This is a genomic window from Kitasatospora sp. UYEF31, from assembly GCF_057291755.1.
Window position 1 is genome coordinate 1 of the sequence record NZ_JBXAWK010000079.1, and the last position, 23691, is coordinate 23691.

24 protein-coding genes are annotated in these 23691 nt (G+C 70.6%); 7 read left to right on the forward strand and 17 right to left on the reverse strand.

Going from position 1 to position 23691, the window contains the following annotated elements; all coding sequences use genetic code 11:
- Positions 1-61: 61 nt before the first annotated feature.
- On the forward strand, positions 62-979 hold the full coding sequence (locus AC0Z36_RS26800) for a recombinase family protein (protein ID WP_485465641.1): 918 nt from the start codon (positions 62-64) through the stop codon (positions 977-979).
- Positions 980-1099: 120 nt separating this feature from the next.
- On the opposite strand, the gene AC0Z36_RS26805 is transcribed toward AC0Z36_RS26800, so the two are convergent.
- From AC0Z36_RS26805 to AC0Z36_RS26850, 10 genes are all read right to left on the reverse strand, one after another.
- On the reverse strand, positions 1100-1519 hold the full coding sequence (locus tag AC0Z36_RS26805) for a hypothetical protein (protein ID WP_485465642.1): 420 nt from the start codon (positions 1517-1519) through the stop codon (positions 1100-1102).
- 94 nt (positions 1520-1613) lie between these two features.
- Complete coding sequence (locus AC0Z36_RS26810) at positions 1614-2576, reverse strand: phosphotransferase family protein (protein ID WP_485465643.1); 963 nt, start codon at positions 2574-2576, stop codon at positions 1614-1616.
- A complete protein-coding gene (locus AC0Z36_RS26815) occupies positions 2573-3346 on the reverse strand; it encodes a class I SAM-dependent methyltransferase (protein ID WP_485465644.1) in 774 nt (257 codons plus the stop codon). The genes AC0Z36_RS26810 and AC0Z36_RS26815 overlap by 4 nt, the downstream gene beginning before the upstream one ends.
- A 1-nt stretch (position 3347) precedes the next feature.
- The gene (locus tag AC0Z36_RS26820) at positions 3348-4211 is read right to left on the reverse strand and encodes an inositol monophosphatase family protein (protein ID WP_485465645.1); all 864 of its coding nucleotides are present in this window, start codon (positions 4209-4211) and stop codon (positions 3348-3350) included.
- Positions 4208-5329: a glycosyltransferase family protein gene (locus AC0Z36_RS26825; RefSeq protein ID WP_485465646.1), complete on the reverse strand. Its 1122-nt coding sequence runs from the start codon at positions 5327-5329 to the stop codon at positions 4208-4210. Before AC0Z36_RS26825 ends, AC0Z36_RS26820 begins: the two co-directional genes overlap by 4 nt.
- Positions 5326-6525 (reverse strand): glycosyltransferase family 4 protein, encoded by a 1200-nt coding sequence (locus tag AC0Z36_RS26830; RefSeq protein ID WP_485465647.1) that lies wholly within the window; start codon positions 6523-6525, stop codon positions 5326-5328. The genes AC0Z36_RS26825 and AC0Z36_RS26830 overlap by 4 nt, the downstream gene beginning before the upstream one ends.
- Before the next feature lie 28 nt (positions 6526-6553).
- A complete protein-coding gene (locus tag AC0Z36_RS26835; protein ID WP_485465664.1) occupies positions 6554-7246 on the reverse strand; it encodes an HAD family hydrolase in 693 nt (230 codons plus the stop codon).
- A 5-nt stretch (positions 7247-7251) separates the two neighbouring features.
- A complete protein-coding gene (locus tag AC0Z36_RS26840) occupies positions 7252-8172 on the reverse strand; it encodes an aminotransferase class IV (RefSeq protein ID WP_485465648.1) in 921 nt (306 codons plus the stop codon).
- Entirely contained in the window at positions 8159-8989 is an 831-nt protein-coding gene (locus AC0Z36_RS26845; RefSeq protein ID WP_485465649.1) for a hypothetical protein, read from the reverse strand. Before AC0Z36_RS26845 ends, AC0Z36_RS26840 begins: the two co-directional genes overlap by 14 nt.
- On the reverse strand, positions 8986-10209 hold the full coding sequence (locus tag AC0Z36_RS26850; RefSeq protein ID WP_485465650.1) for a hypothetical protein: 1224 nt from the start codon (positions 10207-10209) through the stop codon (positions 8986-8988). The genes AC0Z36_RS26845 and AC0Z36_RS26850 overlap by 4 nt, the downstream gene beginning before the upstream one ends.
- A gap of 415 nt (positions 10210-10624) precedes the next feature.
- Here AC0Z36_RS26850 and AC0Z36_RS26855 point away from each other — a divergent pair, with 415 nt between their 5' ends.
- Together AC0Z36_RS26855 and AC0Z36_RS26860 are read left to right on the forward strand one after the other, a co-directional pair.
- A complete protein-coding gene (locus AC0Z36_RS26855) occupies positions 10625-11485 on the forward strand; it encodes a helix-turn-helix domain-containing protein (protein ID WP_485465651.1) in 861 nt (286 codons plus the stop codon).
- Entirely contained in the window at positions 11482-11715 is a 234-nt protein-coding gene (locus tag AC0Z36_RS26860) for a DUF397 domain-containing protein (RefSeq protein ID WP_485465652.1), read from the forward strand. The genes AC0Z36_RS26855 and AC0Z36_RS26860 overlap by 4 nt, the downstream gene beginning before the upstream one ends.
- 86 nt (positions 11716-11801) lie before the next feature.
- Here AC0Z36_RS26860 and AC0Z36_RS26865 read toward each other — a convergent pair whose 3' ends face one another.
- On the reverse strand, positions 11802-11957 hold the full coding sequence (locus AC0Z36_RS26865) for a hypothetical protein (RefSeq protein ID WP_485465653.1): 156 nt from the start codon (positions 11955-11957) through the stop codon (positions 11802-11804).
- Positions 11958-12139: 182 nt separating this feature from the next.
- Here AC0Z36_RS26865 and AC0Z36_RS26870 point away from each other — a divergent pair, with 182 nt between their 5' ends.
- Positions 12140-13342 carry an ISAs1 family transposase gene (locus tag AC0Z36_RS26870; protein ID WP_485465654.1) on the forward strand — a complete coding sequence of 401 codons (1203 nt, stop codon included), beginning with the start codon at positions 12140-12142 and terminating at the stop codon, positions 13340-13342.
- Here AC0Z36_RS26870 and AC0Z36_RS26875 read toward each other — a convergent pair whose 3' ends face one another.
- Entirely contained in the window at positions 13343-16255 is a 2913-nt protein-coding gene (locus tag AC0Z36_RS26875; RefSeq protein ID WP_485465655.1) for a Tn3 family transposase, read from the reverse strand.
- Between the two features lie 147 nt (positions 16256-16402).
- On the opposite strand from AC0Z36_RS26875, the gene AC0Z36_RS26880 reads away from it, so the two are divergent.
- Positions 16403-17311: a recombinase family protein gene (locus AC0Z36_RS26880; RefSeq protein ID WP_485465656.1), complete on the forward strand. Its 909-nt coding sequence runs from the start codon at positions 16403-16405 to the stop codon at positions 17309-17311.
- Positions 17312-17513: 202 nt separating this feature from the next.
- Here the strand turns inward: AC0Z36_RS26880 and AC0Z36_RS26885 are convergent, their stop codons facing one another.
- The 4 genes from AC0Z36_RS26885 to AC0Z36_RS26900 form a co-directional block, all read right to left on the reverse strand.
- The gene (locus tag AC0Z36_RS26885; RefSeq protein WP_485465657.1) at positions 17514-17759 is read right to left on the reverse strand and encodes a hypothetical protein; all 246 of its coding nucleotides are present in this window, start codon (positions 17757-17759) and stop codon (positions 17514-17516) included.
- On the reverse strand, positions 17756-17974 hold the full coding sequence (locus tag AC0Z36_RS26890) for a hypothetical protein (protein WP_485465658.1): 219 nt from the start codon (positions 17972-17974) through the stop codon (positions 17756-17758). Before AC0Z36_RS26890 ends, AC0Z36_RS26885 begins: the two co-directional genes overlap by 4 nt.
- 66 nt (positions 17975-18040) lie before the next feature.
- Positions 18041-20224, reverse strand: a complete 2184-nt coding sequence (locus AC0Z36_RS26895; RefSeq protein WP_485465659.1) for a hypothetical protein — start codon at positions 20222-20224, stop codon at positions 18041-18043.
- 289 nt (positions 20225-20513) lie between these two features.
- Complete coding sequence (locus tag AC0Z36_RS26900) at positions 20514-20843, reverse strand: hypothetical protein (protein WP_485465660.1); 330 nt, start codon at positions 20841-20843, stop codon at positions 20514-20516.
- 176 nt (positions 20844-21019) lie between these two features.
- Between AC0Z36_RS26900 and AC0Z36_RS26905 the strand changes: the two genes are divergently transcribed.
- Entirely contained in the window at positions 21020-21976 is a 957-nt protein-coding gene (locus tag AC0Z36_RS26905) for a hypothetical protein (protein WP_485465661.1), read from the forward strand.
- 125 nt (positions 21977-22101) lie between these two features.
- Here AC0Z36_RS26905 and AC0Z36_RS26910 read toward each other — a convergent pair whose 3' ends face one another.
- A complete protein-coding gene (locus AC0Z36_RS26910) occupies positions 22102-22290 on the reverse strand; it encodes a hypothetical protein (protein WP_485465662.1) in 189 nt (62 codons plus the stop codon).
- A gap of 292 nt (positions 22291-22582) precedes the next feature.
- On the opposite strand from AC0Z36_RS26910, the gene AC0Z36_RS26915 reads away from it, so the two are divergent.
- Positions 22583-23224 carry a hypothetical protein gene (locus AC0Z36_RS26915; RefSeq protein WP_485465663.1) on the forward strand — a complete coding sequence of 214 codons (642 nt, stop codon included), beginning with the start codon at positions 22583-22585 and terminating at the stop codon, positions 23222-23224.
- Positions 23225-23691 lie beyond the last annotated feature (467 nt).

Genomic DNA, 23691 nt, shown 5'->3' on the forward strand with positions numbered 1-23691 from the left:
GGTCGGGAACGTCACCCCACGTAGTCACCGAAACGGACAAACCTCCGCTCACGCTGGCTCAGTGGCGGGTTTCGCGCGTATGTCCTCCGACCCTCATAAACAGACCAATGCCCGCCAACTCCATGCTCTGGACAGTCTTCTCAAGTCCGGCGCCCCCGCGTACGAGGACCCGGCCACGTCGTCCCGCATCTACGCGATCGACCGATCCGGGTTCCGCGCGCTGCTCGACGAGGCGGCCGTCGGCGACACCATCCGCGTCGCGGATGCCGCGCGGTTGTTCCGTTCGACCAAGGACGTCATCCAGATCCGGGAAGTCCTCCAACGGCGCGGGTTGCACCTGCACATCGCGACCGGCGCGTGGTCCGGCTTCGACCTGGCGGCCGACGATCCGCAGACCAAGCTGTTCGTCACGATGCTCGCCGGGGTCCTGGAGTTCCAGCGCGACATGATCTCGGAGAACACCAAGGAGGGCGTGGCCGCAGCCGAAGCCTCCGGCAAGATCCTCGGCCGCCCGGCGGCTCTGGACGAGGACAAGACGGCCGAGGTCGTCGACGCGTACCGGGAAGGCGCCGCGGTCAAGGCGCTGGCACGGCGGTACGGCGTCGCGCCCAAGACGATCCGCCGGGCCCTGGACGCCGCCGGCGCCCGCGACCTCCCCGACGCTCCCGAGCCGCGGGACGGTACCGCCGACGTCGAGCAACAAGGGCCCGAGCCCTGCACCACTGTGGTCCTCGACCTGCCCGGCCTGCTCGCCGACCACCTGCGGGAGACCCCGGACGCCGGCGTCCGCGAAGCACTGCACAGCGGCCGGACCATCCGCCGGGGACAGGGCCACTCGGTGCGCGTCACCGCCCCGCTCGCGCTCCACCAAGCCGCGCTGAGGCAGTGCGCCGCCCTCGCCGGCGACGGCTCCCCGGCCGGGCGCAAGGCATACCGCGCCTACGCCGACCGAATCGCCGCGGTCACACGGACACCCTGACGCGGGTGTCGGGCACCGCCGGCCGGGGGCAGCGCGACCGGGTGGATCCACCGGCGGTCCGGCACCGCCCGGTTGTCGCCCCGGCGGCGATCCGGCCGCCCGGCTCGGGGATGATTGCGGTCACTTCCTGACGTCCTTGGTGTCCGCCACGAAGCGGGACGCATTCATGCCGGTCGGCGGCTTGTAGCCCCTCCGTACAGGCTCCACGTCCGGGATCGGCGTTACGGCTTCGCGTGGGGGCTGCTGTGCCCGTCGGGCCCGATAGGCGGCCTGACGGCAGGCGCTTCGGTCGAAGATCGCGTCCCTGCGGTGCCCCCTCCCGGGAATGAACCGCTTCCCGCATACCGGGCACCGCACCGCCAGCGCATCGCGGCCCTCGGAGATCATGAAGAAGCCGATCTCGACGCTCTCGCCGAAGCGCCGCCGCCACCTGCGCTCTGCCTGGGCGCACGCCGGAGAGCAGAACAAGGTGTCGCTGCGGGCGGTCGCCTTCAGCGGCTCGCGGCAGCGGCGGCATCGGCGGACGACGCGGCCGACCATACCTTCACCGTACGCCCGAACCGAGAGGGTGCCGGCGGCGAAGCGGCGCCGCCAGAGCGCATCCGTCGACGCACGCGGGCCCCGGTGGGGGACGTCAGTGCCCGGCCGGGCGGGGAGGGGTGTTCGTGAGGATGTCCGCGGCCCATCGGTAGTGGCCGGTGTCGCGCAGGGGAACGTCGTCCCGGGGGTAGAGGTCGCAGGAGAGCAGTGCGCCGGTGTGCAGGTAGGCGGTCAGGGCGGGGCGGCGGTCCGGGGCGAGGGTGTCGGCGGCGCGGTCGAGGAGGCGTTCGCGGGCGGCGGTGTGGTCGTGCTGGTACATGCGGTAGAAGCCGCAGGCGCCGGCGAGGTCGTAGAGGGGGTCGCCGGTCATGGTGAAGGTGCCGAAGTCGATGATCCCGCTGACGGTGTGGCGGTCGGTCATGAGGATGTTGCCGGGGTACAGGTCGCCGTGGACGACGCCGACGGGCCCGGAGTAGGGGCGCTCGAACGCGGCGAGGAGTTCGCGGACGCGGTGGTCGACGTCGGGGACGTCGTGTCGCAGGAGCGGCAGGACGGTGGGGAGCCGGCGGGTGATGAGCTCGGTGAGGAAGGCGTGCCAGTCGTCGGGCTCGGGGTCGCCGGCGGGTCGGTCGGGGGCGAGCAGCATGTGTCGGCCGAGCGGCGGGTCGAGTCGCACGTTCGCGAGGGCGGTGACGGTGTTCAGGTACAGCTCTTCGACGTCGCGGGCGTCGGGGCCGGCGTATTGCTCCATGGGGACGCCGTCGATGCGGCGTTCGACGACGGCGACCAGGTCGCCGTGGACGCTGATGTCGTGGATGCGCGGGAGCAGGTAGGGCAGGGCCGCAGTGTCGAGGCGGTCGTAGAAGTCGCGCAGGGTGTGCAGCGCGCCGGCCTGTTCGGGGTCGGCGTAGATCTTGAGGACCCGCGCCTCGTCGAGGGCGTAGACCTTGGCCTCGGTGCCTTCGCCGATCAGGTCGAGGCGGGTGAGGCCGTGGGCGGAGAGGAGGTCGTGTTCGGTGTCGGCGGGGATGCCGGTGGCGTCGCGGCGGGAGATCATCGGTTGGGTTCCCGGGGGTCGGTGGTGGATGTCGTGGCGACGATGACGGTTCGGTTCGCCGGTGTCACGGGGTTTCCCCGAAAGTCACCCGCGAGGCGGATGTCGGTGAACCCGGCGGTTTCGAGGACGGCCCGCAGGCGGGGGCGGGAGTACATGCGGGTGCGGCAGGTGCGGGACCAGCCGGGGCGGGTGTAGCGCACGTGGGCGAGGCCGGTGGTCCAGTCGTAGCGGGCGTCCTCGGTGACGCCGCCGTGGACCGCGTGTTTGGTGCTGGTCGCCTCGCCGTCGTGGCGGTTCTCGTGTTCGGCGCGTTCCCGTGTGGTGAGTTCCATGACCAGGCGCCCGCCGGGGGCGAGCGCGTCGTGCCAGGCGGTGAGGGCCGCGAGGTCGTCGTCGGGGGTGTCGAGGTAGCCGAAGCTGGTCCACAGGTTCACCACCAGGTCGAACGGGCCGGGCGGGGGCCGGCGCATGTCCGCGAGGACGAGTGTCGTGGTGGGTGGGCAGTCGCGGCGGGCGTGGGCGAGTTGGGTCGGGGAGTTGTCGACGCCGGTGACGTGGAATCCGCGCGCCGCCAGGTGGGCGGTGTGGCGGCCGAAGCCGCACGGGACGTCGAGCACGCGGGCTCCGGGCGCGGGTTCGAGGAGCGCCAGGAGGTCGTCGAGGTCGCGTTCGGTGGTGTCGTACTTGCCGAGGAGACCGAAGGTGGTCTCGAAGCCGTCGTCGAAGAAGCGGTCCGCCCAGTCGTGGGGGGCCTGCGGTGGCAGGGGCACGTCAGGATCCTTTCCGGGGCGTGGGCACGGCGCCGGTGAGCGCGCGCAGCAGGAGGCGGTGCAGGCCGGGGGCCCGGGCCGCGACGAGGTGGCGCGCGGGCACGCGTGGGCCGGTGAGGAGTACGTCGGCGCCGTGTTCGTCGGTGATGTGTCCGCCGGTCGCGGTGATCAGGTGCATGGGCGCGGCGACGTCCCAGGCGAGGTGTCCGCACATCAGGACGATCGCGCCGGCGGCGTGGCCGCGGGCGACGTCGACCAGGACGCGGGTGGACTCGTGGGCGTCGATCAGCAGTTCGGTGCCGGGGGGCAGTGCCTCGCGCAGTCCGGGCGGGTCGCAGTACACCGCGTGGACCGGGGGCCGGTTCGGCGGTGCCGCGCGCGTGGGCCTGGGGAACGTGGCCCGGTCGGTGTCGGCGACGGCGAGGATGTCCTGGGCGGGGAAGTGGGCGATGGAGTAGACGGGGCGGCCGTCGGCGACGGCGCTGATCAGGATCGCGAAGTCCGGTGATCCGTGCAGGTATTGGCGGGTGCCGTCGAGGGGGTCGACGAACCACAGGGTGCGGCCGGTGCGGGTGTGGGAGGCCGCGTCCTCCTCGCTGACGATCCGCGCGCCGGGGATCGCGCGGGCCAGCGCGGTGGTGATGATGTGTTCGCTGTCGTGGTCGGCGCGGGTGACCCAGGAGCCGTCGGGCTTGCGCCGCGCCCGGAGCGAGTGGGCCGCTCCGCCGGCGTGCCCGGGCCGGGTGGACAGGAGGCGGATGCCCGCGCGTCGCACCGCGTCGCGCAGGATCTCGGCCGCGTCCGGTCCGATCGCGGACCGGGTCCCGGTCGCGGCGAGGGCGGGATCGGTGCCGGGCCCGGTCATGCGGTGTGCTCGCGGGGTCGGCTCGCCAGAGCGGGGACGACGGCGTCGGTCCACCGGTCCCAGGACCACGCGTCGTCGAAGCGGGCCGGCCGGCGGGGGCGGGCGTACTGGACGCGCATGGCGCGGACGAGCGCGTCGATCTCGCCGGTGCCGGCCGGGACGACGATGACATCGCGCCGGCCGGCACCGGCCGGGGTGTCGAGGGTGCCGAGGGTGTCGCCGAGGATGACCGGGCGGTGGTGTGCGAGGAGCGCGCTGGTGGGGCCGGAGGTTTCGCCGAGCCAGGGGTGCCGCAGTTGGATGCCGCAATCGGCGGCCGCAACGAGGGCGTCGAAGTCGTCGTCGGGCAGGTATCCGGTGTGCAGGACCGACGGGTCGGCCGGTAGGGCGAGGTCGTATTGGCGTTGCCCGGCGAGCAGGAGCCGCGCGTCGGCCGGTCGGTCGTGCCAGCGTTGCCAGGCGGTGAGGATGCGGTCGACGCGCTTGTACTCGCCGATGAACCCGAACGTCGCGAAGACGAACGCGCCCCGGGGGATGCCGAGTCGCTCGCGGATCGCGGCCGGGTCGCCGGCCGGGACGGGCGAGACGGGGAACGGCAGGGTGACGACGGGCGTGTGCGGGTGGCGTTCGCGCAGGACGCGGGCGGCTGCCGGCGCGTGGACCAGGACCAGCGTCGCTGCGGCCACGGCCAGGCCCTCGATCCGCGCGTCGAGGCTGTAACGGTCGACGTCGGGATGGACGCCGAGGTATCGCTCCAGGTCGGCGCGGTCGCGCAGCCGACGTCCCACGCACCGCCCGATCAGGGCGAGGACCTTTTCGCGGACGGCGTCGGGGAGGCGGTCCCACGCTTGGTAGTAGTAGTTCAGGTTGTTGTACTCGTGCAGCAGGACGGGCCCGGGGCGGTGGTGGAGGGCGTGGAACGCGTCGTGGTGCAGGGCGTTGTTCCCCAGGTGGTAGAGCACGTGGTCGAACGCGTCGGGCGGGTGCGTGTTCGCGTGGGTGACGGTGAAGTGCGCGGCCAGGTGGGGCAGCGACGCGGTGATGTAGCGGGCGACGCCGCTCGCGGTCCCGGGCCGGGGCCCGTAGACGCCGAGCGTGGGCCGGACGGCCGCGTTCACGGACACGCCCCTTCCCACGCGTGGTCCGCGGTGGCGCGGATCGCCTCGGCGTAGACGGCCAGGGTCGCGATCGCGGCACGCTCCTGGCCGAAGACATCCCGGGCCCGGGCCGCTCCGGCGGCGCCGAGCCGCTCGCGTTCCTCGGGCCGGTCCGCGAGGAAGTCCAGGGCCCGCGCGTACGCGGTGTGGTCTGCGGTGTCGACGAGCAGGCCGGTGTCGGGGGTGACCACCTCGCGCAGTCCGTCGATGTCGGAGGCGACGACGGGGACGGAGGCGAGCATGGCCTCGACGCAGGCCAGGCCCAGCCCTTCGCGGGTGCTGGGTTGGGTGGCGATGTCGGTGGCGGCCCACGCCAGGTCGCGCACCCGATCCGGGCACCCGTCCAGGATGCTCACCCTCTCGTCGGCCCCGCACCGGGTCACCTCGGTACGCACGTGGTCCAGGTAGTCGGTGTCGGCGCTGTTGCACGAGCCGATCAGCAGCAGGCGGGTGCGGTCGCGGGCGGTCATGCGCCGATGGGCGGCGAGCAGACGCTCCTGTCCCTTGCGGGCCTTGAACCGGCCGACCAGTGTGATCAACACCCCGTCCGCGGGGACGCCGGCCGTCTCGGCGAGCCGGTGGCGCGCCTCCTTGCGCGTGGGGTGTGGGCGGGGTCGGGGCAGGCCGTGGTGGACGACGCGGATCCGGTCCGCGGGTACGCCGAAGGCGGCGGCCTGGGCGGCGAACGCCGCGCTGCCGGCCAGGACCAGGGTCGGGGCCGAGCGCTCCAGCACGAACCGGGATCGGGCTTCGCCGCACGGGTCCGTTTCGGGTTCGGTCTCGTGGAAGGACGCCACGATCGGTGCGCGGTACTCCAGCCCGGACAGCGCGGCCAGCAGCAGCGCGGCCTGGGTGTGCGTGTGGATCACGTCGAACGCCTCGTCGGCGAGGAGGTCTTCGACGTCGCCGAGGAGGCCGAACATCGCGGCCTCCCACGGCACCGTCTGCGGCTGGTTGAGGTCGCGCAGCAGCGCGCCGGCCCGCAGCACGCGGACCCCGTGGTCGTTCGCGCGCACCGGCTGGTCGACGGTGTCGCGGTTGGTCAGGACGGTGACGTGGTGCCCGCGCGCGACCAGCGCCCGGGACAACGTGGCGATGTGCGTCTCCAGGCCGCCGGTGCGGGGCCGGTAGGTGGTGCTGATCAGGCAGATGCGCATGCGTACGCCTTTCCTGCGTGACACCGGGTCAGGTCGGTTCGGCGGGCGCCGGGAGGAGGTCGAGGAGTTGCGCGAGCGCGGTGACGGTGGGCACCGGCAGCGCGCGGTGGACGCGGTGGCGGTCGTACAGGACCGTCGTGGTGATGCCGGCGGTCCGGGCGCCGAACATGTCGTTGATGAGGCCGTCGCCGACGAACCACGCCCGCCCGGGCGGGCAGCACAACCGCGCCAGGGCGATGTCGACGATCCGCGGGTCGGGTTTCTCGCAGCCCACCGCCGTGGAGTCCACGACGACGTCGAAGAGGCCGAGCAGGTCGAACGCGGCGAGTTCGGCCCTCAGCGTGCCGTCGGAGTTGGAGACCGCCGCCAGTCGCATTCCGCGCGTGCGTAGTTCCCGCAGGACGGGGACGGCGTCGGGGTCCAGGTCGCGGTACAGGTCCGGGCGGACCGCGCACGCCGTCCACGCCGCCATGCCCGTCTCGGGGGCGATCCCGAGCAGGGCGCCCCACACGAGGCCGACCTTCTCGGCGCGGGCGAGTCCGCGCGGGAAGTCCAGGTGGTGGGCCTCGGCGGCGCCGACCAGCGCGGCGGCGGCGTCGTCCGCCGTGATGCCGGCCGCGGCGCCCAGGCGGTCGAGTTCCTCGACCATGACCGTGCCGCTGGGGTGGATGAACGTCATGCCGACGTCGAACAACATCGCCTTCGGGCACCCGCCCGGCATCGCGCTCACGGGAGCATCTCCGCGAACGCCGCGTCCGGCGGCGGCCGGACGCCCGCACACATGGCCAGGTACGCGGCCCGCAGGCCGCTGCCCACGGCCGCGGCGCGATCGCGGGGGACGTGGCCGTCGATCGAGCCGATCGGGCGGATCTCGTCGAGGGTGCCGGCGACGAAGACCTCGTCGGCGGTGTACAGCTCCGAGCGAGTCAGCGACCGCTCGTCGACGCGCAGGCCCGCGTCCTCGGCGAGGCGGATCACGGTCGCCCGGGTGAGGCTGTCCAGGACGCCGTCCGCGAGCGGCGGCGTCACCAGCGCGCCGCGGCGCACGGCGAACACCGCAGCCCCGGGCGTCTCGGCGACCTTGTCGTGCGTGTTGAGCAGGATCGCCTCGTCCGCCCCCGCGGCCAGGGCCTCCAGCCGTGCGAGGCGGAACGCGGTGTACGCGGCGCCGGTCTTGGCCAGGGCGGGCAGGGCGGGTTCGGGGACGCGCCGCCAGGTGCTGACGACGCATCGCAGCGGCGCCTCGGGGCGCGGGTCGACGCGGTGGCAGGCGACGAAGGCGCCGGTGGTCACCGTGCTCGCCGCGGCGGTGTAGCGGCCGGTGTCCACGTACAGGGTCGGCCGCAGGTACACGTCCGCGCGCGGGTCGAGCGCCTTGAGGAGATCGGCGACGCCCGTACGCAGGCGCTCGACGAGGTCGCTCTCGCGGGGGATGTGGAGCAGGTCGGCGGAGGCGGTCAGCCGTTCCAGGTGCGCGGTCAGCGCGATCACCGCGTGGCGCCCGGTGTCCGGGCGCCAGTAGCCGCGCACGCCCTCGAACACGTTCAGGCCGCGCATCGCGGTCTCGGAGGTGACGTGCACGCGGGCACGGTCCCAGGGGACCACCGCCCCGTTCCACCAGATCAGTTCGGGCTCAACGTCGTACATCACGGTTCTCCTCGCCTCGTGGTGGCGGCCATTCGCGCACGGTCACACCGCCCGTGCCCAACGCGGTCCGCAGCAGGGCCGGCACGTAGTCCACGTACGGCTCCAGTCCCGACGCGGGGGTGTCGCCGGCGGGCCGGTCGTCGGCGCGCACGGCGATCAGGGAGGTCAGTTCCGGCAGTCGGCCGGCGGCGGCCAACAGGTCGTGGTGGCGGTCGAAGACGCTCCACACGTCGGTGCGGTTCGGGGCGTCGACGCGCACGATCACGCCCACGTCGCCGAACGCGCCCTCGTCCTTGACGGCCCACACCTCGGCCGCTTCCAGGGGCAGCAACAGGCCGGTTTCCTCCAGGAGTTCGCACATCGCGTGTCCGCGCACCATGGCGTCGGTGACCGGGTGCCCGGCTGGCGGGGGTTCCACGTTGCCGCCGGGCAACTGGACGCGGCCCGGGGTGCTGGTGTGCTCGGCCATCCGCCCCAGCACGATCTGCCCGTCCGGGGTACGGGCCAGCACCGACGCGTACAACGCGCGCGCGAACGGCCGCCCCGCGGCGTCCCCGGGCGCGTGCCGCCACAGGTAGTGCGCGTAGCGGGCCCGGTACCAGGTGATCCGGCACACCGGGCCCCGGGTCGTCACCTCGCGGGCGGCGACGATCGCGCCGTCGAACAGGTGCGGGTTCGCCGCCGCGCAGGTGTCCCAGAACCGGGCGATCCCCTCGCGGTCGGCCCGCTCGAAAACGGGCTCCTCGACCTCCTCGAACACCAGGTCGCCCACCCGCCGCAGCCGGGCCCCGCCCGGGCCGGCGTCTCGGCCGTTCACGCCGTCGCCCGCAGCGGCGCGGCCCCGACGCGGGCGGCGAACTCGGTCAGGACCGGGGCCGCCGCGCGCCGGCACAGCAGGTCCCCGTCGCGGGCGCCCTCGATCGGGTAGGGCCGGAACACGCCGTCCTCGCGAAAGCCCTCGGGGTCGAGGAAGAACACCGCCATCCCGCGCCGACGGGCGCGGGCCTGGACCTTGCGCCGGTCGGCGTGGCTACCCACCACCAACAGGGCCCGGGCCTGCGGGAGGAACGGGACCGGCGGCACCTTCTGGTCGTAGCGCCGCACGTAGCACTCGGCCAGCCCCACCCGCGCGGCCAGACCGTCGAAGTTGTTCGTGATCACCGGGCCCACCAGGTGCCCGGCGTCGCTCAACGCGCACAACGCGGCGTGCCCCGGCGTCGGCTCGGCGAGGAAACACGCGCGGAACATCTCCACCAACTCCGGCATCTTCGCCTCCGGCGACGCCAGGAGGTCACGCAAAAAATCGTCGGAGTCCGGGTCCAGGACGAACGTGTTCTTCTCCCGGTCGGTGACCCGGTACACCTCGTGCAACCGGTGCAACGCCGGGATGTCGGCCTCGACGGACATCCCGCAGCCGATCTCCACCTGGAACGGCAGATACCGCTCCAGCGTCGACAGGTCCGCGACCTCCACCGGGTGCTCCCGCCGATCCTTGACCCGCATCCCGCCGGCCAGGACGTCCCACGGCAGATCCACGCTCGCCGCCGGCGGGACGTATCCGGCGGAGGTCACCACCACGTCCAACGCCCGGTAGCCGCACGGCAACCGGCGCCCCGCGCGTTCGTCCTGCGGGTGCCGGCGATGCCCCGTCACCACACACCGCAGATCGCCCCGCGACCACACACCGCCGTCGGCGCGCCATCCGCCGTCGGTCAGGGCCCGCGTCACGTGATCGCGGTGCGCGGCCGACTCGTGGTCCGGGTAGGCCACCGACGACGCCAGGTAGAACTCGGCCAGCGTCAGCCGCGGCGCGTGGCTGGCGTGGTCCAGCGCGAAGCGGTAGCGGTAGTGCAGGATCCGGCGGCGCGCGTCGCCCGGGCCCCGCCACAGCGACTGGTCCGCGTTCGCCTCCTCCTGCGTGCGCCGCCACAACCCCTCCTCGACGTCCCGGGGCCGATCCAGACGTTCGCGATGGCAGGTCCGCCACCGCCGGACCAGGTCCTGGTCCAGGTCGTGCACGACGTACGGGAGCCTCACGATGCTTCCCCTCTCGGCCATGACACGCGCCGGCGAACTCCGGGGGCGGGCACGACGCGACGCGTGCGGAGCCCTGGTGGATCGGCGCGAGCGGTACGGCGGAACCGGACACGCGACGCACGGAGGGGGATCGCGGGGGCACGTCCCCCGTCGGGATCCGCGTGCGGCGCGCCACCCCGCGCGGCCGAGCCCCACCCACGAAAGATCATTTCCGTACGGGTTCGACCACGGAAGGTGACATCGCCACGGTAGGCCGCACGCAGACGCGATGTACATACATCAGCGACGTGCAATTTCGGGAAACACGTATTCGCCCGCGAATCGGACCAACGCGCGTGGAACCGCCGGGATGTGCTCGCCAAGACGTACATACACCCGACACACTTCAGGAGCCCCCACGGGAGGAGACAGCGCCATGCCCGGTCTGAGCCCCACCGTCCGCCGACGCAGGCTCGGCAGCGAACTGCGCCGCCTGCGCGAAGCCGCCGGCCTGACCATCGAACAAGTCGCCGACCACCTCTCCTGCTCGCACCCCAAGATCAGCCGGATCGAGAACGGCCGCCAAGGCGCCCGCCTCCTCGACGTGCGCGTCATGCTCGACCTGTACGGACTCCTCGACACCCGCCAACGCGAACTCCTGCTGACCATCGCCCGCGAAGGCAAACAGAAGTCCTGGCTCGCCGACTACGAGGACGTCCTGCCCGCGGGCTTCGAGACCTACGTCGACCTGGAGGCCGACGCGGCAGCCGTCTACGCCTACGACAACTCCATCGTCCACGGCCTCCTCCAGACCCGGGACTACGCCCGCGCACTGCTGCGCGCCGTCCGCCCCGACGACACCCCCGACATGATCGACAAACTCGTCGAACTGCGGATGACCCGCCAACGACTGCTCGCCCGAACCGCGCCGCTCACCCTGTGGGCGATCCTCGACGAGGCCGCGCTGCACCGCCGCGTCGGCGGGGTCGCCGTGATGCGCGCCCAACTCGAACACCTCGTCGCCGCGGGCGAGGCCACCAACGTCACCATCCAGGTCGTGCCCTTCACCCGCGGCGCCCACGCCGGCATGGCCGGCCCCTTCTCCATCGTCGAACTCGGCAGCGGCGACCCCGACATCCTCTACGTCGACAGCCCCACCGGGAACATCTACGTCGAACGCCCCCCACAGGTACGTCAGCACCAAAGCGTCTTCAACCACCTGCGGGCCCAAGCCCTGCCCGCCGACGAATCCGCCGCACTGATCACCGCCACAGCAAGCGCCAAGGAGCAACCGTGACCCACCAGCCGAACACGAACCAGCCGGACCACGAAGGAGCCCACTGGTTCAAGGCCCGCGCCAGCCAGAGCGGCACCGGATGCGTGGAGATCGCACACCTGGCGGACGGCCACGTCGGGCTCCGCGACACCAAATCCGACCGCCCGCCGTTCGTGTTCGACGCCCACGAATGGGCCTGCTTCCTCGACGGCGCCAGAAACGGCGAATTCGACCCGCCCGCCATCGGCTAGAAACGGGACACCCCGCGCGGCCGGCGCGGGCCCCCGGGACGCCCGGCCCGCGCAGACCCCACCGGCCGGGCCCCTCCGGCGTGCGGTCACACCCCGCCCGGGGCGAACAGGACGTCGGGGACGAGATCGAGACGGGTCGCGGGTTCGCGCTCGGGCGGGGACAGGTCGAGGTCGAAGTCCCCGAACCGGCGGATCGTGTGCGTGATGTACGGGGAGATCGTGGCCAGGTCGTCGAGATCCACGGGATACCCCTCGCCGGCCAACGCGTTCGCGGCGCAGGGCTTGCGCAAGTTCCGGGGACACGTGAGTGGTCGGGTTGGGGTGGATAGCAGTGCGGACACGGGGTTCGTGATCATTGTGGTGTCGAAGCCAAATGATCATGAGGGTTCCCGTGTCCGCTGTGCCATCTTCCCTGATTCCTGCCGTGCTGACGAAGCTGGGTCCGCTCGGGCCCGATGACGTCACCGATCTGCGCCCGTTCCTGGAGGCGGTACCCGATCCGCGCTCGCGGCGGGGCCGCTGGTACTCACTGGCGTCGATCCTGCTGATCTGTGCGGCCGCGGCGGTGTCGGGGGCCAGGAGCATCGACGAACTCGCCGAGTGGGGAGCACGAGCAGACATCGGGGTATTGCAACAGCTGGGCGTACGCCGTCACCTGATGCGGTGGCGACACGCCCCCTCCCGCTCGGCGATCGGCAGGGTTCTGGGACGTCTCGACGGCGACGCGCTGGACGCGTCCGTCGGCGCCTGGCTGGCTCAGCGGCACCGTGAGACGGCCCCGGTGAACGGGAAGGAGCCAGGCCGCCCGAAGCGGCGCGCGATCGCGGTCGACGGCAAGGCCCTGCGCGGATCGGCCCGGCTCGAACAGCCCCGCCGGCATCTGCTGTCCGCCGTCACTCACGAGCGGCCCCTCACGCTCGCCCAGGCCGAGATCGGACGCAAGACCAACGAGACCACACACTTCAAGCCCCTCCTGGCGCCCCTCGACCTGCAAGGTAACGTGATCACCTTCGATGCGCTGCACTCGGTGAAAGCCAACGTCACCTGGCTCGTCGAGACCAAGCAAGCGCACTACATCGCCGTCATCAAGACCAACCAGCCCACCGTCTGGGCCCAGTTGGATGAAGTTCGATGGACGGCCGTCCCCATCCAGCACACCGCGTCCAACACCGGACACGGCCGCCGCGAGTCCCGCTCGGTCAAGACCGTCGCAATCAACGAGAACCTCGGCGGCATCGCCTTCCCCCACGCGAAACTTGCCCTGCGCGTCCACCGCCGCCGCAGGAAGAACGGAGAGAGGGAGACCCGGGAGACCGTCTACGCGGTCACCAGCCTCGACACCCACCAGGCCACCCCGGCCGAACTGGCCACCTACCTGCGCGGACACTGGGCCATCGAGAACTCCAGCCACCACATCAGGGACGTCACCTTCAGGGAGGACGCCTCCACGGTTCACGCCGGCACCGCACCCCGGGCGATGGCCGTCTTCCGGAACCTCGCGATCGGCACCCTCAAAGCAGCGAAAGCAACCAACCTGGCCAAAACCACCCGAGCCATCCGCGACAACCCCCAACGAGCCCTCCCGCTCCTGGGCATCACCAACAACGCAACCATCCCGGGAACTTGATCACGCCCTGTTCGCGGCGGCCGTGATGTCACAGGCGTTGGAATAGATCACACAGTTCGCGAGGAGCTCGTTGAATTTGATGATCTTCTCGTGGTGGTCGGGATCGTTGCTCCCGATGAGTTTCCCGCCGAACATCAACCAGTCGGAGAAACCGTGGAACGCCTCGGTGCGGTTGGTGATGGCGGTGATCTGCTCCCGCAATCGGGGATCCGACAGATAACGCAACAACGTGATCGTGCGTATGACCCGCCCCAATTCCCGAAACGCCCGGTACAGGCGGTTCTTGCGGGAGTTGTTGCCCAGGCGCCGCAGGAGCGTCACCGACGACAGGCGCCCCTCCCGGATCGAGATCGCGGTCCGCAGCAGGTCCGACCAGTGGTTTTCGATCAACCGCCAGTCGATCGCGTTGTCGCCGAACAGGCCGTCGATGTGTTCGTACCGGGTGCCGAGGTCGGGGCGGAAGAACGTCAGATCGTGCCAGTTGCGGATGCGCGGCAAAAGATCGAACCCCAACAACGCGGCAAGTCCGAACACCGGCAGCGACTGGCCTTGCGTATCCGCGTGTATCGTATCCGGCTCGATGTCGGAATCGTTGCGGAGCAAACCCTCGATGATATATACGGCCTCCCAGACGCCACACGGAATGAAGTGACTGAACAACGCGATATATGTGTCGGAGATGTGCCGGTAGGCGATACCGCCGTATCCCCCGTATCGGATGTGGGATTCGGCCAGGAGATTGTTCTCCCACGTCTCGATCTGTGACCCGTCCGCGGCGACGACGTTACCGTCCCCCCACACCCCGGCCACGTCCAGCCGCGCGAACGCGTTGATCACGTCCGTCGACGCGGCGTAGATGTTGCCCGGCGTCGAGTGCTTGTTGCCCGTGGTCGACAGCTCGTGGACGCTGACCTGCCCCCGCATGTGCCGCGCGACCTGTGCCGGCCCCAACAGCGTCCCGTTGGCGAACACCGTCAACACGTAGCGCCGCAACGCGTTCCGGATCTTGCGGTCCGACCCCGACGCCGGCCCGAAGTGGCGATGCCAGTCCAGCAGGTACGCGGTGCGGATCAGGATGTCCAGCAGGCCCCGCTCGGGCAACCGGTCGTGCACCGCCGCCTCCAACGCCAACGCCGAGGGCCGCCGGTCCACGCCCTTGCGGCGCCGCAGCAGCGGACGCCCCTGCTCCAGCACCAGGTCGGTGTTCGCCGGATAGCCCGCGTCCACCCCCGCCGCGACAGCGGTGAGTTCGCCGCGCCAGAACGCGATCGCCGCGCCCGCCTCCACCGGGATCCCGGCCTGCCCGCAGAACTGCTCGACCAACGGCCCGCACTCGGACCAGGACATCAACTGCGCGTGCAGGTTCGCGTAGGAATCCGACCCGGTCACCGCGATGTCCCCCGACCGCAACTCCGCGGCCAGATACGAGAACACACACACCTCCAGATGCCGCCGGTTCACCTTCCCCGGCCGGCCCGCGTCCCGCAGGATCCGGCGCCACCCCTCCCCCGCGAAGCCCTCGTCGAAGGTCAGGACCACCTCGCGCCCCTCCCGCACGACGGTGACCGACTCCTCCACGAACTCGGCCGTGCGGGCACGGTTGGCCCGCATGAACCCCACCGCGTCCAACACCGACCGGTCCGCGCTGGTCGGCTCCAGATCGATCGTGTCCAGCAACGAGAACAACACCGAGCGGCTGCTGCGGTAATGCCTCTCCAGCAACGGGAGGTAGTTGTTGCCGTGATGCGCCGACACCGCCTCGTGCGCGCTCGACAACGCCTCCACCCCACCCGAGGCGGCCAACGCCTTCAACACCAGCCGCCCCGCGTGCTCGCCGACCACCGTCTCCGACACCCCCGAGGCACCCGCCCCGGCCGCTTCCTCGGTGTCGGACCCGGCCGCGGCCAGTGCCTCACGCACCACCGATAACACCTCACCGAACACCCCCAACAGGCGCTCGGACTCCGCGCGATGCGCCTCGCGCAACTCCTCCAACTGCTCGCGGCCCTTGCGGTGGATACCCACCACCCGCTTGCAGAACATCGTCGCCACCTCGTCACGCGCGGCCGCACGACACACCTGGATCAAACTCACCAACAGCGTGAGCCGCTTCGCCTCGCCCACCTTGCGCAGATCACCCACGTACGTCACCCGCGCCTCACCGGCGAAGTGCGCGATCTTCGCCGCCGGCACACCCTCCAACCACACCTCGGTGGCGCCCAACGCGTCCAGGTCCCGCAGATACGCCACCCTCGCCTTGAACTTCCCCAACGACGGCGCCTTCGCCACACTCTTGAGCCGGTCGAACTCGCTGCGTCGCGACGCGGGATCGACCAGCAACAACCGGCCCAACCGAACCCGGTCGACGTGGTCCAGGCGGCCGTCGACCCGGGCGAACACCTCCGCGTTCACCTCGGACCTGATCCTCCCCGCCATCCGGTCCAGGGTGGTGTACCCGGGCAACTCACACCGGGCCCGAATCAGCTCTTCGAGCGCCACGTTGACCAGGTCGGCGGGATTGTCCTTCGTCTGCACGGCCTTGCGGATCGCGTTCTCCGCGATCCGCTTCGCCCTGGCCGGCTCGTGCTTCACCCCCAGGTGCTCGCGCACCAGCTCCCGATGGCGCCACAGGGTCCGATCCGTCTCGTGCCCGGCCGTCACATCGCCGTCCACGCCCAGAACACCACGGACGTGGTCGACGACGGCGGGGGGCACATCGGGAAGCCTGGGGAAGTACCCCAACCGCTGGTAGCTCTTGAGCAACACGACCAAGGCCAACCGATGCGCGTCGGTCTGGGTCCGAGCATCGGCCCACGCCACCTCGTCGACCGTCGGGGTGAACGCCTCCGCCAACTCACGCACCGGCACCACCCGCTTGAAACGCGGATAGGCCGTGCGATCGATCGATGCCACCAATGCCCCCGAAACAGTCCACCAACCGGACACCGCGCACGGTATCCAGCCCGCGAATCCCCGCCCCACCCGGGTCGCTACCAGCCTCTACCCGGCGCCCGAGACTCTCGAATGTAGGTTTCGGCCGTATTCCGGTGGCCCCCCTATATGCGTCATTCCACCGACAAACAGACCAATGCCCGCCAACTTCACACGCTGGACAGTCTGCTCAAGTCCGGCGCACCCGTGTACGAGGACCCGGCCACCTCCTCCCGCGTCTACGCGGTCGAGCGGTCCGGGTTCCGCCAGCTGCTCGATGAGGCGGCGGTCGGCGACACCCTGCGCATCGCGGACGCCGCCAGGTTGTTCCGCTCGACCAAGGACGTCATCCAGATCCGCGAAGTCCTCCAGCGGCGCGGACTGCACCTGCGCATCGCCACCGGCGCCTGGTCCGGCTTCGACCTCGCGGCGGAGGACCCGCAGACCAAACTGTTCGTCACCATGCTCGCCGGGGTCCTGGAGTTCCAGCGCGACATGATCAGCGAGAACACCAAGGAGGGAGTGGCGGCGGCCGCTGCCTCCGGCAAGACCCTGGGCCGACCGGCCGCACTGAGCCAGGGCGAAGCGGCTGAGATGGTGGAGTCATACGGCAAGGGCACCGCCGTCAAGGCGCTCGCGCGGCGGTACGGCGTCGCGCCGCGGACCGTGCGCCGCGCCCTCGACGCCGCCGGCGCCCGCGACGTCCCCGGCGAACCCGGGCCGTCCCCGCACGGCGCGGCCCTCGCCGGCAGCCGGGAACCGGTGCCCGTCGACCAGACGGCGGCCATCGACGTCCCCGGCCTGCTCGCCGAGCACCTGCGGGACACCCCGGACCTCCAGATCCGCGAAGCGCTGCGAGGCGGGCGGACCATCCGCCGGGGCCAGGGCCACTCGGTGCGCGTCACCGCCGCGCTCACGCTGCACCAGGCCGCACTCGGGCAGTGCGCCGCCCTCGCCCAGGACGGCTCCAGCGCGGCCGGACGCAAGGCGTACCGCGCCTACGCCGACCGGATCGCCGCAGTCGCACGGGCATCGTGACCGGGCATCGGACAACCGCAGCCCGGGACCATGATCAAGTCCTTAGCGTTCAATCCGGGCCGAATGTCGGCGTGACCCCTACTCGGCGGTGAAGGTGCGGCGCCGGGGCCTGACGGCAGGGTCTGCCGCGGCGGGGGTGGTGTTGGTCATGTGGGGGTCTCCTGTCGTGCCCTCTCAGGTTAACCCGGTAAAATCGGATGTATCACCACAGACTGACAGAGAGGGCGATGCGGACGTTGTCGCGTTCGAGCCACCGGAGCCGCCCCAGGGTGTGCGTGAGGGCCGCTGCGCGGGCGAAGGTGCCGTCGTAGACGTCCTGGCCCGCGAGGGCGGCCCTGTGCCGTTCGACGGCGGCCACGGCTACTCCGTAGTCCTCCGGCGCCGGGTCTCCGTGACCGGCCTCCCGGGCGACGTCGAGGATGTAGGAGAGGTCGATCGTCAGCCTCACGCGGCCTGTTCACCCAGTGCTTCGTCGATCGTGGCGCCCCAGTTGTCCAGGACGTCCTTGGCGCCGGACATGAAGACGGCGTGCACGTCGGCGTCGTCGCGTACGAGCGCGCCGATGTACTGGGGCACGTCGATGTGCCGGCTCGCGGCGTTCTGCCGGGCGAGCTCGGCGGTCTCCTCGTCGATCTCGACGCTGGTGTGCGCTGTGTCGGCCATACCGATGACGGTAGCGCGACCCGTCGGCGGTGGGGGAGTCCTTGGCGCTTCCTCCTCCTGGAGGGCTCAGGCGTCGCTCATCTCCTCGCCGAGCAACCGGGCGGCCTCCGAATGGTCCGGCGCCCCGCATGTCCGCCGGGGGAAGCGGCGTCCTTCTGCGACGTGCCTGCCGAGCCGGAGGCTGGTCTGGTAGGCGGGAGCCCGCGGTGCCCGGCGCTTGGCCTTCATCGGCAGCTTCAGCCAGTCGACCTCGCCTCGCCACCACTGCCACACGATGCGGTCCATGACGTGCCGGACCGCCCGGGCCTCACGAGTGCCTGCGGTGTCGCATGCCTCGCTGGCCTCCTGGAGGGTGCGCCCGGTCCGCTCCCAGCCCTGCTCGGCATCTCCGGTGAGAAGCCCGGCGCGGCTGAATTCGGTCACGTGCCGCAGCACGGTACGCTTCCCGAATCCAGTTTGCTGGATGAGTTCGGTCAGGGATAGAAGGCCCTGTGCGCTCTCGATGATCGTCCAGGTGCGCGCGCCGTGGTGCCCTACCCGACCGCCGTGGGCGAAAAGATCGCTGGCTAGGATGTCCAGGAGCCAGGTGCCGTGAGCGGTGAGATCGGCCCGGGTCAGCTCCAGACCCTCGGTAGGTTCACCCCAGCAACCCCCCTCACCCCCCCGCCCGTTCCGGACTTGTGTCAGACCCATGTTTTCAGGTGAAACGTACTGGTCAGAGGCTTCTTCGGGGGCGGGGGACATGCTTGCCAGGAAGTCGGGGTTGAGGCTGACGCGCCGGTTGCCGAAGTCGGGGTCGAGGTCGAGTTCGGTGAGGACCTGGTGACGCTCGACGAGCCGGTGGAGTGCCACGTTGCTCGTTTCGTGGCAGAAGCCGGTGGCGTCAGCGGTGCGGCGACAGCCGAGACTGACGTCGAGGCTGCCAGCCGCGAGCATCTGAAGGCCGGTGAAGAGGGCTACGGCGGTGTCGGCGGGCCCGGAGGGGCTGTTCGCGAAGGCAGGTCCGAGGTCAGTGAAGTAGCCCCACAGGGCCCAGACTGCGGCGGTGACCTCGGGGGCGGGGTCGTCCGTCTCGCTGTGGCCGGCGGGGCGGCGGGCTTCGACCTCGGCGGCGAGCATCCACTGCCTGTCGAGGATCTTGGCGGCGTCCTTGTCGGGCCGCGCGATGCGGCGCTTCCTGCCGCCGGACTGGCGGACGCTGGTCAGGTAGGCCAGGCCCGGGTAGAGCTTGGACTGCGCCATCTTCCATGCCTCCGCCCGCGTACCGCGGGCCCGCACGATCCCGCGGAGCGCGGGGAAGAGCTTGTGGCTGTAGTCGTCGTGGAGCGGGTCGAGGGGGGACTCCAGCGCGGCGCGGGCGCGGGAGTCGAAGGCCCGCGCCTGGCCGGGCAGCTTGAGGTGGCCGGCCTCGTCCAGGACGAGTTCGCGCACGCGGTCCTGGCCGTGCTTTTCGATGATGCTGGCGGGGAGCCCGTTCGCGGACTTCGCCGTGCCGGTCGCGGCCTCGGGGTGACCCTGGGCCGGGTCGGCGGTGGAGCGGCCTTCCGGTTCGGGCAGAAGCGCGACTTCTTCTTCCAGCCAGAGGACGAGCTGCTCGATGCGCTCCGGGGTGGTCCCCGTCTTCAGGCGGGCGAGCGCCTCGTCGAGGTCGATGCCGTCGAGTTCGGACTGGCCACCGTCGCGGTGGGGGGAGCCAAGGGGCCGGAGACAACCCCACCCGCGGAGGTTCTGCAGGGGGCTCGGGTCGAAGCTGGGGAAGACGCGCTGGGCGGCCAGTGCGTAGCGGCGTACGAGCTCGCCGGAGACGCCGGCGGGGACGGCGAACCAGATATGGCGGCCTTGTGAGGGGCCGGAGATCGCGGGGACGAAGGGGATGCCCAGCGTGGTGAAGAGGGCCTGGATGCCGGCTGCGTCCGCGGAGACGACGGCGGGGCTCAGGTGCTTGGCGTCCAGGTCGGCGTAGAGCAGCGTCCAGTGGTGGTCTTCGACTCGGGTGGACCACCAGGGCGTGAACGTGGGGGTGCCGTACACCGCCACGGGCCGCCCGGGGATGGCGGTGGCTTCCTCGAGCGTGACCTCTTTGCCGTACTCGGAGGTGTTCCAGCGCTGCTTGGCGGGGTCCCATGCGGGGACCCGCACCATCGCGCGGGGGGAGACCTCGGTCAGGAAGCGCACGAGGGTGTGGTCGTTATGTGACTTCTGGGGGCATACATCAAGTGGGGCGCCGTCCTTGGACGTGCTTCCGGACACGCCGGAAAAAGTCAAGGGGGTAGCGCCCCGGGGGGTCGTTGCTACTATGACAACGTCCTCTCGGGTCAGAGAGAGACACAAAGAGCCCACCTACCGGCTTGGTCCCCGGCGGGTTGTCTCACTGCATGTCGATATGAAGCGGGTCTCAGCGGAAGCCCTGGTAGGTTTTTAGAGGCTGAGATCCCACGTACTAGGGGGAAGGTTCGGGGGAGTAAGCGCAGTTCACGGGAGGCCTCTGCCGGTCAAGCAGGGGCGTTTTCGTGTTTCTGGAGGCTGCTCCCCGGTTCGGTTACCCGGTCATCGGCAGAGCCTCCTGCGCGTTGTCGGTTTCGTCCTTAGGGGACGGCCAGCTCTCGGTCAGCTTGCGCAGCTCGGTCTCAAGACGCGCCTGGGTCAGAGGCCCGCCCGTCTGGTCCGGATCGCGCATCAGATCGAGCACGACGTTGAGTACCGAGGCGGCGGAGAGATCGCCGTGGATCTCATTGATCATCTTGACGATCAGTTCGGCGTTGTCCGGGTCAAAGGACAGCGTCGTACGCCAAGGCTTGCCGCTCCCAGGTACGTACTCCAGGGGACGGCCGCGCCGTCGGCGCGTTATGGGTGTCCCTGGGGCAGTCATGGCGATCATCCTATGCGCCGCGCGGAGTGATGTGCATCAATTCCCCGCAGCGTGTCGGCCGGATTCTGTCGACGCGTCGGCGGTTCTGCAACTCGCGCACGGGCAGACCGGTGTAAGTACCCTGGTTCGCACAGGGCCTTCTATCCGGGCTCATCGGGTTTCTGGAGATTGCTGACGTGGCCAGTGAGCTGCCCCACCCCTCTGTAGCGAAGATGTCGGACATCGTCGAGGACCTGATCGTCCGCCAGGGCGCCAAGGAGAAGAAGGCGGCCAACCTGAGGTGGGTGGTCAAGGACGTCGCGGCCGCGGCCGACAAGGACGACTTCCCGCCAGAGGCGCGGCTCTCCCTGAACGGCCTCCTCACCCTGCCCACCTGGCACACCTACGAGAGGCTCGCGGCCTCGGGGGAGACCCGGGAGCGGGGCAAGGACCCTAAGCGGCCCAAGCTTGCCACGGTCAACAGCATGCGGACCCGGGCCTCGGCCTGGAACACCGTGGCGAAGGCCGTCGGCTCCCCGGTCCGCTTCCCTCTGCCGGCCAAGGAGCCGGCGAAGCTCACGGTCGCCCAGAAGCAACGACGGGCGATGACGAGAGAGCTGTCATCGCCGGCGGACACCCCGATGGCGGAAGCCGACCGCGTCCGGGCTCTCGCCGTGTACGGCGTAATCCTCGACACCCGGGCCCGATCGGGCGAGCTGGTCGCGATGACGCTCGAATCCCTGGCAGAGGACCTCTCCACCATCTCGCTGGTACGCCGTCCGCAGGGGGAGACCCACCCGTATCCAATCCTGGAGACGATCCGGCTACAGCCCTTCACCCAGGCTGCCCTGCGGGCGTGGCTACTTATCCGGGAGGAGCGAATCGAGGACGTCCAGGGCACCGCGAACGCCCTGTGGGTCTCGCTGCGCAACAACCACTCCGGCGAGCAGGATGCGCGCCACCGACGACGCCGGCCGTCTGGAATGCCGCTGAAGGTCCGCGGCATGGACCGGGCCTACCACCGGAGTATCGCCCGGATCAACGCGGACATGCTCGCGAAGGAGACCGGCTGGCGACCGATCCCCGGCACGCTGGAACAACTGCGGCGCTCGGTGGAGTCGGTCGAGTTGGTGGGCCTGGATCTCGTTGCCTGAAGCACTGCCCGAGCCGTGACTTCTTGCGGCGCGCACTTGCCCCCCGGCCGTAGGCGCGTTCTTCGTGTCAGTGAGAAATGAAGCGCGCATAGGGCCTTCTATCCCGCTGGATAGGATCTATCTCACTAGACGCCGTCCGCGTAGGAACAGCCCGGGAAGCCGCTGTCGAGAACAGATAGGGGGATCGTGGTGGGCTGCAGGGCGAAGTTGTTCAGGGACGGACCCGGGGGAGAAGTGATGTACGAACGACTGCGGCGCTGGTGGGCGAGCGGATCGCCACTGTGGCAGCGGCTGGTGGTGTGCGGCGCCCTCACCGTCACTGCTTTCGGGGCTGGCAAGGACCCGCGGAGAGCACATCTACTCTCCGCGGTGGTACCGGAGGTTCCAGCAGGAGGCCCGTGCGCGCGCTGCGGGGCCCGGAGCAGAAGCAAGGCGTCGTGCGTGAAGTCGGGCCCGCCCTCGGGCGGAGAGAGCGCATAGGGCCTTCTATCTGGCAAAAGATCTCTGTTGCCAGGGTGTCCACCCGGGGTGTTCCTCGTTATGCAGAGCATGGGCAGGAGGAAACCGAACAAGCCTCAGCGGCGGTCGCGTACGGTCACCAACGCGGTGTCGCCGGTGGAGTTCGGGGACGTCGGGCGCGAGCAGTTCTTCAGCGCGCTGGCTTCGATGGAAGACCGTGAGCATCAGCTGCACCGTGAGAACGACATCGCGGTGCTGTTCTCGTTCCGCCGCTACGACCTGGGCGACGGCCGCATGGCACTGGAGCGCACGCTCATTCCCGGTGACTGCTGGTGGTACCGACCGGATGAGCCTGCGGGAAAGCCGGCCCCGCACCCGCTCGATGCTCTGACGGCCTATGCCGAGCGCCTGCCGGATGTTCCACGGCGGCCGGACGGCGTCGACGCGCCTGACGGATTCATCGGGCTGGCTTTCTGGGCGCGCGCGAGGAAGCTGCTGGCGGGTTCCCTCTACAACGAGGAACAGGTGCTCAAGCTCAGCGCGGGCCAACGTGTCCTGGATAAGGACGCCCGCGCTGTCGACTGTTGGATCCTGCACGCGGTGGACCGACACGGTCACCACTACCAGATCGAACGAACTGAGGGGGTGCCTCCGGTAACGTCGGCCACCGGAGCACCCAGCGAGGATCAGCGTCTCCCGGACAGCATCGCGGAGACCGCGGTGGGCTACGCCCTGGCGCGATTCACGCGCGCCATCGGAGCCGGGGTACTTCCGGTTCCGATGAACTGAGCGATGTGCGCTCGGAGAACCGTGCAGCCTGCGGTCCCGTCGGTGGGTCTTCTCATCGCTGTGCCAAAACGGCCGTTTTGGCACAGCGATGTTGACTTCGCTGAACGAGCTGATGGCGTGAGCGGGCCTGCGGCCTCGGGCCGAACCCCCGCGCGCAGAGCGCGGCTACAAGGCTCGGACCTGGCGGAGAACATAAAGCGGGGCCAGGCGACAGGACCGAAGTCCTCCGATCCCCCGAAGGGGAGCGGTTGGCAAAATCGCCTGGCCCCTCACCACGACCACCTTGAGAAGGGGTTCCTCAAACTCAGAGAGCGAGGGCCACCCCTCAAGGAGTCGTAGCCGTGATTATAGCGATCCGGCTTGGTTCGCCGCCCCCGTTATGTTTTTCGTGGTCCTGCAAGAGGACCGCTGGCCTCCGGGCCCGGCATGACTGTTGCCCCCTGTCGAAGACATGACCTGGGGGGTGG

Excerpts from the sequence above, each read along its gene's own strand:
- AC0Z36_RS26805 (WP_485465642.1), bottom strand. The coding sequence starts at position 1,519 with ATGGTCGGCCGCGTCGTCCGCCGATGCCGCCGCTGCCGCGAGCCGCTG.
- AC0Z36_RS26810 (WP_485465643.1), bottom strand. The coding sequence starts at position 2,576 with ATGATCTCCCGCCGCGACGCCACCGGCATCCCCGCCGACACCGAACAC.
- AC0Z36_RS26820 (WP_485465645.1), bottom strand. The coding sequence starts at position 4,211 with ATGACCGGGCCCGGCACCGATCCCGCCCTCGCCGCGACCGGGACCCGG.
- AC0Z36_RS26830 (WP_485465647.1), bottom strand. The coding sequence starts at position 6,525 with ATGCGCATCTGCCTGATCAGCACCACCTACCGGCCCCGCACCGGCGGC.
- AC0Z36_RS26835 (WP_485465664.1), bottom strand. The coding sequence starts at position 7,246 with ATGCCGGGCGGGTGCCCGAAGGCGATGTTGTTCGACGTCGGCATGACG.
- AC0Z36_RS26840 (WP_485465648.1), bottom strand. The coding sequence starts at position 8,172 with ATGTACGACGTTGAGCCCGAACTGATCTGGTGGAACGGGGCGGTGGTC.
- AC0Z36_RS26855 (WP_485465651.1), top strand. The coding sequence starts at position 10,625 with ATGCCCGGTCTGAGCCCCACCGTCCGCCGACGCAGGCTCGGCAGCGAA.
- AC0Z36_RS26880 (WP_485465656.1), top strand. The coding sequence starts at position 16,403 with ATGCGTCATTCCACCGACAAACAGACCAATGCCCGCCAACTTCACACG.
- AC0Z36_RS26890 (WP_485465658.1), bottom strand. The coding sequence starts at position 17,974 with ATGGCCGACACAGCGCACACCAGCGTCGAGATCGACGAGGAGACCGCC.
- AC0Z36_RS26900 (WP_485465660.1), bottom strand. The coding sequence starts at position 20,843 with ATGACTGCCCCAGGGACACCCATAACGCGCCGACGGCGCGGCCGTCCC.